12 protein-coding genes are annotated in these 14,094 nt (G+C 65.6%); 10 read left to right on the top strand and 2 right to left on the bottom strand.

Annotated features, from left to right (window positions below; genetic code table 11):
• The 6 genes from QO207_RS08850 to phoU form a co-directional block, all read left to right on the top strand.
• The coding region (locus QO207_RS08850) for a hypothetical protein (RefSeq protein WP_301532072.1) at window positions 1–208 on the top strand (208 nt) is incomplete at its 5' end.
• A 75-nt stretch (window positions 209–283) separates the two neighbouring features.
• Window positions 284–1,045, top strand: coding sequence for a phosphate ABC transporter substrate-binding protein PstS family protein (locus QO207_RS08845; RefSeq protein WP_301532071.1), 762 nt, complete (start codon window positions 284–286; stop codon window positions 1,043–1,045).
• Window positions 1,046–1,440: 395 nt separating this feature from the next.
• Window positions 1,441–3,474, top strand: coding sequence for an ABC transporter permease subunit (locus QO207_RS08840; protein WP_301532087.1), 2,034 nt, complete (start codon window positions 1,441–1,443; stop codon window positions 3,472–3,474).
• Window positions 3,475–3,499: 25 nt separating this feature from the next.
• Window positions 3,500–5,176, top strand: coding sequence for a phosphate ABC transporter permease PstA (gene pstA, locus QO207_RS08835; protein ID WP_301532070.1), 1,677 nt, complete (start codon window positions 3,500–3,502; stop codon window positions 5,174–5,176).
• A 52-nt stretch (window positions 5,177–5,228) separates the two neighbouring features.
• The gene (gene pstB, locus QO207_RS08830) at window positions 5,229–6,065 is read left to right on the top strand and encodes a phosphate ABC transporter ATP-binding protein PstB (protein WP_301532069.1); all 837 of its coding nucleotides are present in this window, start codon (window positions 5,229–5,231) and stop codon (window positions 6,063–6,065) included.
• Between the two features lie 85 nt (window positions 6,066–6,150).
• A complete protein-coding gene (gene phoU, locus QO207_RS08825) occupies window positions 6,151–6,891 on the top strand; it encodes a phosphate signaling complex protein PhoU (RefSeq protein WP_301532068.1) in 741 nt (246 codons plus the stop codon).
• A 39-nt stretch (window positions 6,892–6,930) separates the two neighbouring features.
• Here phoU and QO207_RS08820 read toward each other — a convergent pair whose 3' ends face one another.
• A complete protein-coding gene (locus QO207_RS08820) occupies window positions 6,931–7,881 on the bottom strand; it encodes a LysR family transcriptional regulator (protein WP_301532067.1) in 951 nt (316 codons plus the stop codon).
• Between the two features lie 155 nt (window positions 7,882–8,036).
• Between QO207_RS08820 and QO207_RS08815 the strand changes: the two genes are divergently transcribed.
• From QO207_RS08815 to QO207_RS08800, 4 genes are all read left to right on the top strand, one after another.
• Window positions 8,037–9,209 (top strand): M20 aminoacylase family protein, encoded by a 1,173-nt coding sequence (locus QO207_RS08815; RefSeq protein WP_301532066.1) that lies wholly within the window; start codon window positions 8,037–8,039, stop codon window positions 9,207–9,209.
• A gap of 20 nt (window positions 9,210–9,229) precedes the next feature.
• Window positions 9,230–10,537 carry an MFS transporter gene (locus tag QO207_RS08810; protein ID WP_301532065.1) on the top strand — a complete coding sequence of 436 codons (1,308 nt, stop codon included), beginning with the start codon at window positions 9,230–9,232 and terminating at the stop codon, window positions 10,535–10,537.
• Window positions 10,538–10,629: 92 nt separating this feature from the next.
• The gene (locus QO207_RS08805; RefSeq protein WP_301532064.1) at window positions 10,630–11,532 is read left to right on the top strand and encodes a response regulator; all 903 of its coding nucleotides are present in this window, start codon (window positions 10,630–10,632) and stop codon (window positions 11,530–11,532) included.
• 124 nt (window positions 11,533–11,656) lie between these two features.
• Window positions 11,657–12,556: a M23 family metallopeptidase gene (locus QO207_RS08800; protein ID WP_301532063.1), complete on the top strand. Its 900-nt coding sequence runs from the start codon at window positions 11,657–11,659 to the stop codon at window positions 12,554–12,556.
• Between the two features lie 172 nt (window positions 12,557–12,728).
• Here QO207_RS08800 and QO207_RS08795 read toward each other — a convergent pair whose 3' ends face one another.
• A complete protein-coding gene (locus tag QO207_RS08795; RefSeq protein WP_301532062.1) occupies window positions 12,729–14,069 on the bottom strand; it encodes a hemolysin family protein in 1,341 nt (446 codons plus the stop codon).
• Window positions 14,070–14,094 lie beyond the last annotated feature (25 nt).

The raw sequence follows: 14,094 nt of genomic DNA, 5'->3' as shown, positions 1-14,094 counted from the left end.
CTATCTGCTGGCGCTGGCCCTGTTCGTGGCGGGCATCAGCGCGCTGCTGGCGAGTTCCCTGCTGCAGGGTTTTGCCGGTGTTCCTGTGGGGCAAGTACTGCGGGCCGTGCCGGGCCTGCTTGGCCCCTGGCTGAGTTTCGCTTTGAGCGACTTCAGCGATGCACTAAGCGAGCTGAAAAGAATAATGCGGCACTGTCGAGAGAACTGAGCCTCTTTCATCCACGCTTCCGTTTCTGACCGGAAGCTGCCGTTGCCCACGACAGCTTTCCTTTCTGGTGGAATCGTGAGGCCAGATACAACTACTCAGGGTACAAAGGCCACGCCCGCCATCAGGCAGCGTGCCGTCCTGGGCCCGATGAGCCGCAAGATGAAGGACGTCGAGCTGCAGGCCTTCGAACAGAAGTACGGCTACAAGCCGACCGCTGTTCCGGTTGCCGTGGACGCCCTGGCGATCTTCGTGCACAAGGACAACCCCATCAAGGGTCTGACCATGCAGCAGGTCGACGCCATCTTCTCCTCCACCCGCCTGTGCGGCGGCAAGTCGGAAGTGAAGACCTGGGGTGACCTGGGCCTGACCGGCGACTGGGCCAACAAGCCTGTCCAACTGTTCGGTCGTAACTCCGTATCCGGCACCTACGGCTACTTCAAGGAAGAAGCCCTGTGCAAAGGCGACTACAAGCCGAACGTGAACGAGCAGCCGGGTTCGGCTTCCGTTGTGCAGTCGGTCAGCCAGTCCCTGAACGGCGTTGGCTACTCCGGTATCGGTTACAAGACCGCTAGCGTGAAGACCGTTGCCCTGGCCAAGAAAGAAGGCGGCGAGTTCATCGAAGACAACGAGGCGAATGCCCTGAACGGCACCTACCCGCTGTCGCGCTTCCTCTACGTCTACGTCAACAAGGCGCCGAACAAGCCGCTGAACCCGCTGGAAGCACAGTTCCTGAAGATGGTGCTCTCCAAGACCGGCCAGCAGGTTGTCGTGAAAGACGGCTACATCCCCCTGCCGTCCAAAGTCGCCGAAAAAGCGATCAAGGATCTGGGTCTGTAATCAGTCCTCCAATCGGGCGGAGATCCCCGCCCGGCATGGGCTGACGCATACTCGACCGAGCCCGCCAGCATGGCTCTGCTGGCGGGCTTTGTCGCGTCACCTTCATGTCATCTTTCTGTCATATAGGGCCGCTAGGGTGTCACTCCATGAACGACATGGCCAACTCCCCGATGACTTCTTCTCCTCCCGAGCGGATCGATTTCAATACGCCTGCCCTGCAGCGCAAGCGCCGTATCCGGGCGCTCAAGGATCGACTGACCCGCTGGTACGTCCTGGTCGGCGGTCTCGCCGTGCTGGCCGCCATCACCCTGATCTTCTTCTACCTCGCTTACGTCGTGCTGCCGCTGTTCCGCGGCGCCGAACTGGACGCGCGTGATCCCCTGACTCCGGCCTGGCTGAAGACGGCGCAAGCGCCGCTGCTGCTGAGCATCGAAGAGCAGAACATGGTCGGCATGCGCGTCGCCGCCAATGGCGAAGTCGTATTCTTCGACGCCAAGAAAGGCGACGAGATGGACCGCGTGGCGCTGAAGCTGCCCGCCGGCACCAGCGTGACCTCCATCGCCGAAGACCAGCCGGGCCACCCGACCGTGGCGCTGGGCCTGTCCAACGGCCAGGTGCTGGTGTTCAAGCACAACTACAAGGTCACCTACCCGGACAACAAGAAGACCATCACCCCGCACATCGACTATCCCTACGGCGAAGCGCCGATGAGCCTGGATCCCCAGGGCCGTCCGCTGGAGCACGTGGCGATCGCCTCGGGTGATGACAGTCTGCTGCTCGCCGGCTCCACCGGCAGCCAAATGCTGCTGCTCAGCCTGACCCAGCAGGAAAACATGCTGACCGGCGAGAGCACCCTGCAGGAAGACCGCATCAACCTGCCGCAGATCGCCGACCCGGTGAAGGCCATCTACATGGACCCGCGCAAGCAGTGGCTCTATGTGCTCAATGGCCGCGCCCAGGCGGATGTCTTCGACCTGAATACCCACCAGCTCAATGGCCGCTACAAGCTGCTGGATGACGCCTCCGCCGAAGTGACCGCCAGCAGCCAGCTGCTGGGTGGCATCTCGCTGATGATCGGCGATTCCAAAGGCGGCATCGGCCAGTGGTTCATGGCCCGTGGCGAGGATGGCGAGCCGCGCCTGTCCCACGTGCGTGACTTCAAACTGGGCGACCAGCCGATCTCCAGCATCGCACCGGAGCAGCGCCGCAAGGGCTTCCTGGCCATCGACAAGCAGGGCAACCTGGGCATCTTCCACAGCACCGCGCACCGCACGCTGCTGGTGGAGAACGTCGCTCCGTCCGCCGGCCCGATGGCCCTGTCGCCGCGCGCCAACCGCCTGATCCTTGAGCAGGGCGGTGAGCTGCGTCGCTTCAGCCTGAGCAACCCGCACCCGGAAGTGTCCTTCAGCGCGCTGTGGGGCAAGGTCTGGTACGAGAGCTACGACAAGCCGTCCTACGTCTGGCAGTCCACCGCCGCGACCACCGACTTCGAACCCAAGCTGAGCCTGTCGCCGCTGACCTTCGGTACCCTGAAGGCCGCCTTCTACGCGATGATCCTCGCCGCGCCGCTGGCTATCGCAGCCGCCGTCTACACCGCCTACTTCATGGCTCCGGGCATGCGCCGCAAGGTGAAGCCGGTGATCGAGCTGATGGAGGCGCTGCCGACCGTGATCCTCGGCTTCTTCGCCGGCCTGTTCCTCGCGCCGTACGTCGAAGGTCACCTGCCGGGCATCTTCAGCCTGCTGCTGCTCACGCCGCTGGGCATCCTGCTCGCCGGCCTGATCTGGAGCCGCCTGCCCGAGCGCATCCGCCTGAGCCTGCCGGCTGGCTGGGAAGCGGCGATCCTGATCCCCGTGGTCCTCGCCACCGGCGCCTTCGCCCTGTGGATGAGCCCGCACCTGGAGACCATGTTCTTCGGCGGCGACATGCGCCTGTGGATCAGCCACGACCTGGGCATCACCTACGACCAGCGCAACGCCCTGGTAGTCGGCCTGGCCATGGGCTTCGCGGTGATCCCGAACATCTTCTCCATCGCCGAAGACGCCATCTTCAGTGTGCCGCGCAGCCTGACCTACGGCTCCCTGGCCCTGGGCGCCACGCCCTGGCAGACGCTGACCCGCGTGGTGATCCTGACCGCCAGCCCGGGCATCTTCTCGGCGCTGATGATCGGCATGGGCCGCGCCGTGGGCGAGACCATGATCGTGCTGATGGCCACCGGCAACACCCCGGTCATGGACGTGAACATCTTCCAGGGCATGCGCACCCTCGCGGCGAACGTCGCGGTGGAAATGCCCGAGTCGGAGGTGGGCGGGACTCACTACCGCGTGCTGTTCCTTTCGGCACTGGTACTGCTGTCCTTCACCTTCGTGATGAACACCCTGGCAGAGCTGATCCGTCAGCGCCTGCGCAAGAAATACGCGTCGCTCTAAGCGACGCTCGACGAGGCTACGTTCCGTGAAACAGAAACAGGAATCCGTCAAAGCGTGGTTTGCCAGCGGTTCTCCCTGGGTGTGGATGAACGCAGGGGCCGTGTCCATCGCGGTGATCATGACCATCGGCCTGCTCTCGGTGATCGCCGTCCGCGGTCTCGGCCACTTCTGGCCGGCGGATGTGATCGAGGCGACCTACAGCGTCCCCAATGAGGCACCCAAGACGCTGATCGGCGAAGAAGTGCAGATCGAGCAGGTGCCGCGCGAACGCCTGCGCAGCGCCGGTCTGCCGGTACCGGACAACGGCCCGGAGTTCATGACCCGCGAACTCCTCAAGCTGGGCAACCGCGACCTCTACGGCAGCGACTTCTCCTGGGTGATCGGCGAGTGGCTGACTGATCGTCGACACCCGGCCGACCTGGTGACCCTGGAGCGCCGCGAGTGGGGCAACTTCTATGGCTACCTGCTGAGCGTCAAGGAAAGCGGCAAGGTAGTCGCCGAAGGTCCCGCCGCCATGGCCGAGCTGCAGACCCGTCTGAAGCGCGTCGATGAGCTCTACGCCAAGCTGTACCAGCTGGAGAAGGGCGACATCGGGGGCATCAACCATGGCCTGGAGCGCCTGCGCCTGAAAGAGCGTGGCCTGCAGCTGAACAACAAGCTGGATGCCACGGCCGAGGCCGACATCGCCGCCGGCCGCGCCGAGCTGAACGCCCAGTACAAGGTACTGGAAGAGCAGCTCAACGCCCTGCACTCGGAGTTCAACCGCGACAGCATCGTCATGCGCGATGCCACCGGCCAGCAGACCGAGATCAGCGTCGGAAAACTGGTGCACGCCTACCAGCCGAACCAGATGGGCGTCGGCGCCAAGCTGAGCTTCTACTTCAAGAAACTGTGGGAATTCCTCAGCGACGACCCGCGTGAAGCCAACACCGAGGGCGGCATCTTCCCGGCCATCTTCGGCACCGTGATGATGACCCTGGTGATGGCCGTGATCGTCACTCCGTTCGGTGTGATCGCGGCGGTCTACCTGCGCGAGTACGCTCGCCAGGGCCTGCTGACCCGCGTCATCCGCATCGCGGTGAACAACCTCGCCGGCGTTCCGGCGATCGTCTACGGCGTGTTCGGCCTGGGCTTCTTCGTCTACGTGCTGGGCGGCTCGCTCGACCGAATGTTCTTCCCCGAAGCATTACCGGCGCCGACCTTCGGCACGCCGGGGCTGTTCTGGGCCTCGCTGACCCTGGCCATCCTCGCGGTGCCGGTGGTGATCGTGGCCACCGAGGAAGGCCTGGCGCGTATCCCGCGGGCCACCCGCGAAGGCTCCCTGGCCCTGGGTGCAACCAAGGCCGAGACCCTCTGGAAAGTGGTGCTGCCGATGGCCAGCCCGGCGATGATGACCGGCCTGATCCTCGCCGTGGCCCGCGCCGCCGGTGAAGTGGCGCCGCTGATGCTGGTGGGTGTGGTCAAGCTGGCTCCGGCGCTGCCGGTGGACGGCAACTACCCGTACGTGCACCTGGACCAGAAGATCATGCACCTGGGCTTCCACATCTATGACGTCGGCTTCCAGAGCCCGAACGTCGAGGCCGCGCGCCCGCTGGTGTACGCCACCGCGCTGCTGCTGGTGATGGTGATCGCCCTGCTGAACTTCTCGGCCATCGCCATTCGTAACCGCCTGCGCGAAAAGTACAAGGCGCTGGAAAATTGATTCTGCAGGCGGCGGGCCGTGCCTGCCGCCAAGCCTCCCAAGGAGACTGAACATGCCCCAAGAAACTGCATCCCACGGCATCGACATCGGCGCGCTCGGCCGCGGCGACCGCCATGGCATGAACCTGGAAAGCGAGACCGTCGCCCTCGAAGTACCCGGCTTGAGCCTGTTCTATGGCGAGAAGCAGGCGCTGTTCGACGTCAGCATGAACATTCCCAAGCAGCGCGTGACCGCCTTCATCGGCCCGTCCGGCTGCGGCAAGTCGACCCTGCTGCGTTGCTTCAACCGCATGAACGACCTGGTCGACGGTTGCAACGTGAAGGGCGAGATTCTCCTCGACGGCCACAACATCTTCGCCAAGAACGTCGACGTCGCCGAGCTGCGTCGCCGCGTTGGCATGGTGTTCCAGAAGCCCAACCCGTTCCCCAAGAGCATTTACGAGAACGTGGTGTACGGCCTGCGCATCCAGGGCATCAACAAGAAGCGCGTGCTCGACGAAGCCGTCGAGTGGGCACTTAAGGGCGCGGCCCTATGGGACGAAGTGAAGGACCGCCTGCACGAATCCGCCCTCGGCCTCTCCGGTGGCCAGCAGCAGCGTCTGGTCATCGCCCGCACCATCGCCGTGGAGCCGGAAGTCCTGCTGCTCGACGAACCGTGCTCGGCGCTGGACCCGATCTCCACCCTGAAGATCGAAGAGCTGATCTACGAGCTGAAGTCCAAGTTCACCATCGTCATCGTGACCCACAACATGCAGCAGGCCGCGCGCGTCTCCGACTACACGGCGTTCATGTACATGGGCAAGCTGATCGAGTTCGGCGATACCGATACCCTGTTCACCAACCCGGCCAAGAAGCAGACCGAAGACTACATCACCGGTCGCTACGGCTAGTCTCGCGGTATTGCGTGCGCGGTAGAACACCCCGGAGAACACAACAAGCCTGCGGCCCGGCGCCAGCGGCTTTCGCGGAGCGAACATGATCAACAAAGAAAGCCTCACCCATCACATCTCGCAGCAGTTCAACGCCGAGCTTGAGGAAGTGCGCAGCCATCTGCTGGCCATGGGTGGCCTGGTGGAGAAGCAGGTCAACGACGCGGTCAACGCGCTGATCGACGCCGACTCGGGCCTGGCCCAGCAGGTGCGCGAGATCGATGACCAGATCAACCAGATGGAGCGCAACATCGACGAGGAGTGCCTGCGCATCCTCGCCCGCCGCCAGCCGGCCGCCTCCGACCTGCGCCTGATCATCAGCATCTCCAAGTCGGTGATCGACCTTGAGCGCATCGGCGACGAAGCCTCGAAGATCGCCCGCCGCGCCATCCAGCTGTGCGAGGAAGGCGAGTCGCCGCGCGGCTACGTCGAGGTGCGCCACATCGGCAACCAGGTGCGCAAGATGGTGCAGGAGGCGCTGGACGCCTTCGCCCGCTTCGACGCAGACCTGGCGCTGTCGGTCGCGCAGTACGACAAGACCGTCGACCGTGAGTACAAGACCGCCCTGCGCGAACTGGTCACCTACATGATGGAAGACCCGCGGGCCATCTCCCGCGTGCTCAACGTCATCTGGGCCCTGCGTTCGCTGGAGCGCATCGGCGATCACGCGCGCAACATCGCCGAACTGGTGATCTACCTGGTTCGCGGCACCGACGTGCGCCACCTCGGCCTGACCCGCATGAAGGAAGAAGTGCAGGGCAAGTCCCAGAGCAAGCCCGAGGCCTGATTCGCCGGGCGGCTGCAGCGACGTCTTGCAGCCGCCCGCTCAGAATCTCAGTGTCACCATCTGGGCCAGGCGCTGCCCCACGGTGTCGCGCCTGCGTCGGTTGTCCTTCAGCACGCGCTGCAGGCAACTGATGAACTGCCGCGACGTGGCGTCCAGTCCCTGGTCCCGCAGGCGGATGATACTGATGTCCCCGGTCGGCAAACGGTCCTCCAGCGGCACCGCGCAGGCGCCGCTGCGTAGCGGCTCGCAGAGCATCATCGGCTCGGGCGCGTAGCCCAGCAGGCCGGCATCGACGATCAGGCTGCTGAGCATCCCCGCCGAATGCGCGCAGACGATGCGCTCGCGACTCACCTGCAATCCCTTGCCACCGAACAGCTCCCCCACCGCCTCGTCGTACCGCTCCGGTACGAAGTTCATCGCCCATTCCTGTTCGCGCAACTGCGCCAGTGAGCGGGCCTGGGCAAACGGATGAGCGTGGCGCGCGACCACCCGCATGCGGTAATCCGCCAGCGTCTGATGGGTGAACTCCGCCCCCGGCAGGATGCTCGCCGGACCCAGCGCGAATTGCATGCGACCGCTGCGTAGCAAGGGCAGGATTACTGCCTGCAGGCCTTCGTAGATTTCCAGCTGCACCGTCGGAAGCTCCTCGCGAAACTCCTGCAGCACCCGGCCCAGCAAGGTCTGCCCGAGCCACGGAGTTATGCCGATGCACAGTGTCTGCGCGCCTTCGCCGCGCAGCGCCGCCAGTTCCTGCTCGGCACTGTCCAGTTGTGCGGCGATCTGCCGGGCACGCGGCAGCAGGACCTGGCCGCAGTCGGTGAGCCTCGCTCCGCCCGCATGGCGGATCAGCAGCGGCAGCCGCTGCTCCTCTTCCAGCTCGCGCAGCGCGCGGGTCACTGCTGCCTGGCTGAGCCCGAGGATGCGTGCGGCAGCGCGAATCCCGCCACCATCGGCGACGGCGATCAGGGCCTGCAACTGATGCAGTTTCATGGGGTGTCTCCCGTGCGACCACCGGCGATGGTCACGACAACTTTTTATTGGCTTATGCGTACCCGGGGGCAGCGCTAGGGTAAGCCACGCCTTGGTACCGGCCGGTCACGGGCATCGATCCAGTCCTATCCGACAAGAAAAACAGGAGCCAGTCGATGAACTCCACCCGTATTGCGCCGGGCATCGCCGCCATTGCGCCGGCGATGATCGAGCTGCGTCGCGCCATCCATGCCGAACCCGAACTGGGCTTCGAAGAATTCGCCACCCGCCGGCGAGTCATCGAGCAACTGCAGGCCTGGGGCTACGAAATCCAGGAAATGGCCGGCACTGCCGTCATCGGCACGCTGCGCAATGGCTCCGGCCCAGTGCTGGGCCTGCGCGCCGAGCTGGACGCGCTGCCTATCCAGGAAAACAGCGGCCAGCCCTGGTCCAGCCAGAGCGCGGGAAAGATGCACGCCTGCGGTCATGACGGACACACCGCCATGTTGCTGGCGGCGGCCTGTGAGCTGGCCCGCGAGCGCTCCTGGCGCGGCACCCTGCACCTGTTCTTCCAGCCCGCCGAGGAAGGCCATGGCGGCTCGGGCGCCAAGCGCATGCTCGATGAAGGCATGCTGCAACGCTTCCCCTGCGACGCGCTGTTCGCCATGCACAACCTTCCCGGTCTGGCTGCCGGGCGCTTCATGGTGCTGCCCGGTCCCTGCATGGCGTCCTCCGACACCGTCACCATCCGCCTGCACGGCCGGGGTGGGCACGGTGCGATGCCGGAGCTGACCGTCGACCCGATCGTGGCGGGCGCATCGCTGGTCATGGCCCTGCAGAGCCTGGTGTCGCGCAATGTCGCGCCATCGCAGGCAGCGGTGGTCACGGTTGGCGCCTTCCAGGCTGGTGAGGCCAGCAATGTCATTGCCGACGAGGCCGAGCTGCGCCTGAGCCTGCGTGCACTGAACCCAGAGGTGCGGCGGCTGCTGCGCCGGCGCGTGCAGGAGCTGGCCGAGCAGCAGGCCAGTAGCTTCGGCGCGCGGGCCGAGGTTCTGGTGGACGAAGGCTATCCGGTGCTGGTGAACGATCCCGCCTGCGCCCAGCTTGCCCGCGAACTGGTGCTCGACTGGCTGGGCGAGGAGGGGTTGCTGCCAGATCCGCAGCCGATCCTGGCCAGCGAGGACTTCGCCTTCTGGCTCGAACGCGCCCTCGGTTGCTATGTGCTGATCGGCAATGGCGAGGGTGAGGGCGGCTGCTCGGTGCACAACCCCGGCTACGACTTCAACGACCAGATCCTGGCGCAGGGAGCGACCTTCTGGGTCCGTCTCGCCCAGCGTTTCCTGGCCTGAGCAGAGCAAGGAGCACCGGCATGACTGCGAAAGTGAATGCCCTGCCTGGCCAGGGGATAAGACCGGCGCGCGCCCGCAACCGGGTGATCGCCGCGGTATGCCTGGGCAACGCCCTGGAGTTCTACGACTTCCTCGTCTACAGCCTGCTTGCCACGCTGATGGCGCGGCTGTTCTTCCCCTTTGGCGACGGCCTGACCTCGCTGATGCTGTCCTTCGCCGTGTTCGGCACCGGCTTCATCATGCGTCCGCTCGGTGGCTTGCTGATCGGCCTTTACGCCGACCGGGTGGGACGGCGCTCGGCTATCCGCCTGACGCTGTGGATGATGGCCATCGGCGCGTTGATGTTCACCGTGGCGCCCACCTACGCCCAGGGCGGCCTGATCGGCCCGCTGATGGTGATAGCCGCGCGGCTGCTGCAGGGCTTTGCCGTGGGCGGCCAGGTCGGCACCGCCACCACCATCCTGATGGAGAACGCCAGCGACGGCTCGCGGGCCTTCTATTGCAGCTGGCAGGTGTTCAGCCAGAGCCTGGGCGTGTTCCTCGGCGCTCTGGTGGTGCTGATGCTGAGCAACGCGCTGAGCCCGGCGGCGATGGACAGCTGGGGCTGGCGGGCGGTGTTCGGTGTCGGCATCCTCGCCATTCCCATCAGCGAGTACCTGCGCTATCGCCTGGAGGAGACCCTGCCTGCCTCATCCGCCACTCAGCCGGGTGCGGCCCCGAGCGAGCAGGGGCTAGGGCTGCTGGCCAAATACCCGCGGCAGCTGGTCACTGGCGTGCTGCTGGTCATCGGCGTCTCGGTGCCGGTGTACATCACCCAGTTCTACCTGGCCAACCACGCCATCGGCGTGCTCGGCATGCCGCTGAGCAGTGCCACCTGGGCGGCCCTGATGAGCAGCTTCCCGGCGCTACTGCTGGCGCCCTGGGCCGGGCGCCTGAGTGATCGCATCGGCCGTCGGCTGTCGATCTTCTGGCCGCTGCCGATCCTGCTGGTGGCGATCTACCCGGCCTTCGCACTGCTCAACCAGAACCCGAGCCTGTGGCTGCTGCTTGTGACCGTGGGGCTGTTGAGTGTGCCGCTGACCTTCAGCATGGTCGGTGTGCTGGCGACCCTGCCGGAGCTGTTCCCGCCGGCCATCCGCGCCACCGGCCTGTCTGTCAGCTACTGCATCGGTGTGGCGCTGTTCGGCGGTTTCGCGCAGTTCTTCGCCACCGGCCTGATCGGCCTGACCGGCAGCCCCAATGCCCCTGCCTGGTACCTTGCCGGGGCGGTACTGCTGTGCCTGGTCGGCCTCAAGCTGTTGCCCGGCTCCAGCTCCGCGCAGCCATAGGCCCTGCCGCCGGAGACTCGTCGGTCACGCCGACGTGGCAACATGCCAGTCGGCAAGGCTATCCTTCGCCCTATCGTTTGCGGGAGATGCCGATGGGCAAGGTCAGTGTGCTGGTGGTGGATGACGCTCCGTTCATCCGCGACCTGGTGAAGAAGGGGCTGCGGGACCATTTCCCCGGTCTGCAGATCGAGGAGGCGGTGAACGGCCGCAAGGCGCAGCAGTTCCTCGCGCGCCAGGCCGTCGACCTGATTCTCTGCGACTGGGAAATGCCCGAGCTGTCGGGCATCGAGCTGCTGACCTGGTGCCGCGAGCAGGACAGCCTGAAGACCACGCCCTTCATCATGGTCACCAGCCGTGGCGACAAGGACAACGTGGTGCAGGCCATCCAGGCTGGCGTCTCCGACTTCATCGGCAAGCCGTTCTCCAATGACCAGCTGGTGAGCAAGGTGAAGAAGGCGCTGTCGCGCGCCGGCAAGCTGGAAGCCCTCGCCGCCCAGGCGCCGCAGCGCAGCCTGGTGGGTTCGATGCCCAATGACTCGCTCGCCGCTCTCACTGGCGGCAAGGCCGATGTCGTGCGCCCGGCGGCGCCCGCCGCAGCGCGTCCGGCCCAACCGACGGCCGCACAGCCTGCTGCCGCCGCCGCGCCGGCTGCTCGCAGCGGCGCCAAGGGCCAGCAAGGCCAGCTGCGCCTGCCAGCCGCCAATCTGCCCTGCGTGATCAAGGCGCTGAGCCTCAAGGAAGCGCTGCTGGTGGTCAAACGCGGTACGCCGCTGCCGCAGGTGCTGGAAAGCGCCGTGCTGGATCTGGAAGAAGACAGCGATGTCGCCCGCCTCAACGGCTACCTGCACGCGGTGGCGGCGCTGGAGCCGAAGCCGGACAGCGAGTGGCTGCAGCTGACCTTCCGCTTCGTCGACCGCGACCCGCAGAAGCTGGATTACCTGTCGCGCCTGATCGCTCGCGGCAGCACCCAGAAGCACTACGTTCCCGGCGCCTGAACCGGCTGTCCGGCAGCCGACCGGCGGGGCAGAACTGCTTCACATGCCGACTGGCGGCAGATCGCTACCCACGGGAGACGCTGCTAGTCTTGCCTGCGTTGTCATACCTATAACCAGAGTCGACATGCTAGGGCGCAGTATCCTCCTGTGCGGTCTTCTGGCCGCTTCCGGGACGGCTTCGGCCGTGACCATCTACAAGTACACCGACGCCAACGGCGTGGTCACCTACACGGATAAAGCCGTGGCGGGTGCGGCTGTCTTCGTTTTCCGCGATCGCATGGTCGAGCACCTGGAGCAGCAGGTGAAGCTGGAGACGAAAAAGCATGCCGGCGGCGAGACGCTGCAGGTGCGCAACGACCTGTATGCGCCGGTGGAAGTCGAGCTGAGCGTGACCGGCGCACAGAACGCCGTGGGTGCGCCGGAGCGGCCGATCCGCTGGGTGTTGCCGCCGCGCAGCTCGATCCGCCTGGCTACCCTGACTCCGCTGGACCCCGCCAAGCCGCTGCGCTACAAGCCCAAGCTGCGCTACGCCCTGGGCGACCCGCGACCGACGCCGTTGTCGTACCAGTACGCGCTGCCCTGGACCGGCGGACCGTTCCGCCTGACCCAGGGGGCCAACGGCCGCTACAGCCACTTCACGCGCAAGGGCCGCTACGCCATGGATATCGCCATGCCGGTGGGCACGCCGATCATTGCGGCGCGCGGCGGTACCGTGGTGAAGATCGAGAACGGCCAGGACGGTCGCGGCAAGAACCCGTCCGGCAACTTCGTCCGTGTGCTCCACGACGACGGCACCATGGGCGTCTACCTGCACCTGATGCGCGGCTCGGTGCTGGTCCATGAAGGCCAGCGCGTCGCCACTGGCTCGCCGCTGGCGAAGTCTGGTAACACCGGCAACAGTAGCGGCCCGCACCTGCACTTCGTGGTGCAACGCAACGTCGGCCTGGACCTGGTCTCGATTCCCTATGACTTCTCGCAGCCGGTGGACACCTTGCCGAACTTTGCGGTGGTGAAAGGCAACTGAGCAGCAGTTTGTTGTAGGAGCGAGGGGGACACCATCGTTATTGCTCGCGAACCCGCCCAGCGCCGGCGTTGCTGACGGGCACTGTTCGCGAGCAAGCTCGCTCCTACGAAAAGCCCGTCCTGTAGGCACAAAAAAGCCGCCCCGAAGGGCGGCTTTTTCATGACAGCGGGACTCAGTCCAGCTTCACCACCTTGGCGAGGACGATCTTCGGGCCTTTCATCTTCTTCACGATGATGCGCAGGCCTTCGGTATCCAGCACTTCCTCTTCCTCGGGCACGCGCTTGAGGGTGTCGTAGACCAGGCCGGCCAGGGTGTCCGCCTCGACGTGGTCCAGGTCCAGGCCCAGCAGGCGCTCCAGCTTGAACAGCGGGGTGTCGCCGCGCACCAGCAGCTTGCCGGGCTGGTAGGCGACGATGCCGCGTTCGGCCTTGCGGTGTTCGTCCTGGATATCGCCGACCAGCACTTCCAGCACGTCTTCCATGGTCAGGTAGCCAACGACCTTGTGGTCGGCTTCCTCCACCAGCGCGAAGTGCGAGCCGCCCTGGCGGAACTGCTCCAGCAGACGGGCCAGCGGCAGGTGCTTGGTGACTTTCTCCAGCGGGTGGGTCAGCTCGTCGAGGTCGAAGGACTCCGGCAGGCTGTCCAGCGTGGCCAGGGCCAGCAGCAGGTCCTTGATGTGCAGCAGGCCGATGAACTCGCCCTTCTCGCTGTCGTACACCGGGTAGCGGCTGTACTTGTGGCGGCGGATGGTGGCGAGGATGTCGTCCAGCGGGGCGCTGCGCTCCAGGTAGACCAGGTCCTCGCGGGAGTTGGCCCAGTCCACCACTTCCAGCTCGCCCAGTTCCACCGCCGAGGCCAGCACGCGCATGCCCTGGTCGCTGGGGTCGTGGGCGCGGCTGGAGTGCAGGATCAGCTTGAGCTCGTCGCGGCTGTAATGGTGCTCGTGGTGCGGCCCCGGCTCGCCCTGGCCGGCGATCTTGAGGATGGCGTTGGCGCTGGCGTTGAGCAGCCAGATCGCCGGGTACATGGCCCAGTAGAACAGGTACAGCGGCACCGCCGTCCACAGCGACAGCAACTCGGGTTTGCGGATAGCCCAGGACTTGGGCGCCAGCTCGCCGACCACGATGTGCAGGTAGGAAATGATGAAGAACGCGCTGAAGAACGACACGCCGCGGATGACTTCCTCGGAGTGCACGCCGACCGCGGCCAGCAAGGGCTCCAGCAGTTCGGCGAAGGCCGGCTCGCCGACCCAGCCCAGGCCCAGGGAGGCCAGAGTGATGCCCAGCTGGCAGGCGGAAAGGTAGGCGTCGAGCTGGTTGTGCACCTTGCGCAGGATGGTGCCGCGCCAGCCGTACTGGTTGGCGATGGTCTCCACGCGGGTAGAGCGCAGCTTGACCATGGCGAACTCGGCGGCAACGAAGAAGCCGTTGAGCACGACGAGGAACAGGGCGAAGAGGATCAGGCCGAAATCGGCGAAATAGGTGAGGAAGTTGCTACTAGAAGAAGGGTCCATGGGTCTGTTGGTTCAAGAATGGACG

This window comes from Pseudomonas sp. CAN1, from assembly GCF_030462585.1.
Taxonomy (GTDB): Bacteria; Pseudomonadota; Gammaproteobacteria; order Pseudomonadales; family Pseudomonadaceae; genus Pseudomonas.
Note: the sequence above shows the minus strand (reverse complement) of the source record. Positions and strands in the feature narration are given on the sequence as shown.

Excerpts from the sequence above, each read along its gene's own strand:
- QO207_RS08815 (WP_301532066.1), top strand. The coding sequence starts at position 8,037 with ATGAACTCCACCCGTATTGCGCCGGGCATCGCCGCCATTGCGCCGGCG.
- pstB (WP_301532069.1), top strand. The coding sequence starts at position 5,229 with ATGCCCCAAGAAACTGCATCCCACGGCATCGACATCGGCGCGCTCGGC.
- QO207_RS08820 (WP_301532067.1), bottom strand. The coding sequence starts at position 7,881 with ATGAAACTGCATCAGTTGCAGGCCCTGATCGCCGTCGCCGATGGTGGC.
- QO207_RS08795 (WP_301532062.1), bottom strand. The coding sequence starts at position 14,069 with ATGGACCCTTCTTCTAGTAGCAACTTCCTCACCTATTTCGCCGATTTC.
- phoU (WP_301532068.1), top strand. The coding sequence starts at position 6,151 with ATGATCAACAAAGAAAGCCTCACCCATCACATCTCGCAGCAGTTCAAC.
- QO207_RS08810 (WP_301532065.1), top strand. The coding sequence starts at position 9,230 with ATGACTGCGAAAGTGAATGCCCTGCCTGGCCAGGGGATAAGACCGGCG.
- QO207_RS08800 (WP_301532063.1), top strand. The coding sequence starts at position 11,657 with ATGCTAGGGCGCAGTATCCTCCTGTGCGGTCTTCTGGCCGCTTCCGGG.
- QO207_RS08805 (WP_301532064.1), top strand. The coding sequence starts at position 10,630 with ATGGGCAAGGTCAGTGTGCTGGTGGTGGATGACGCTCCGTTCATCCGC.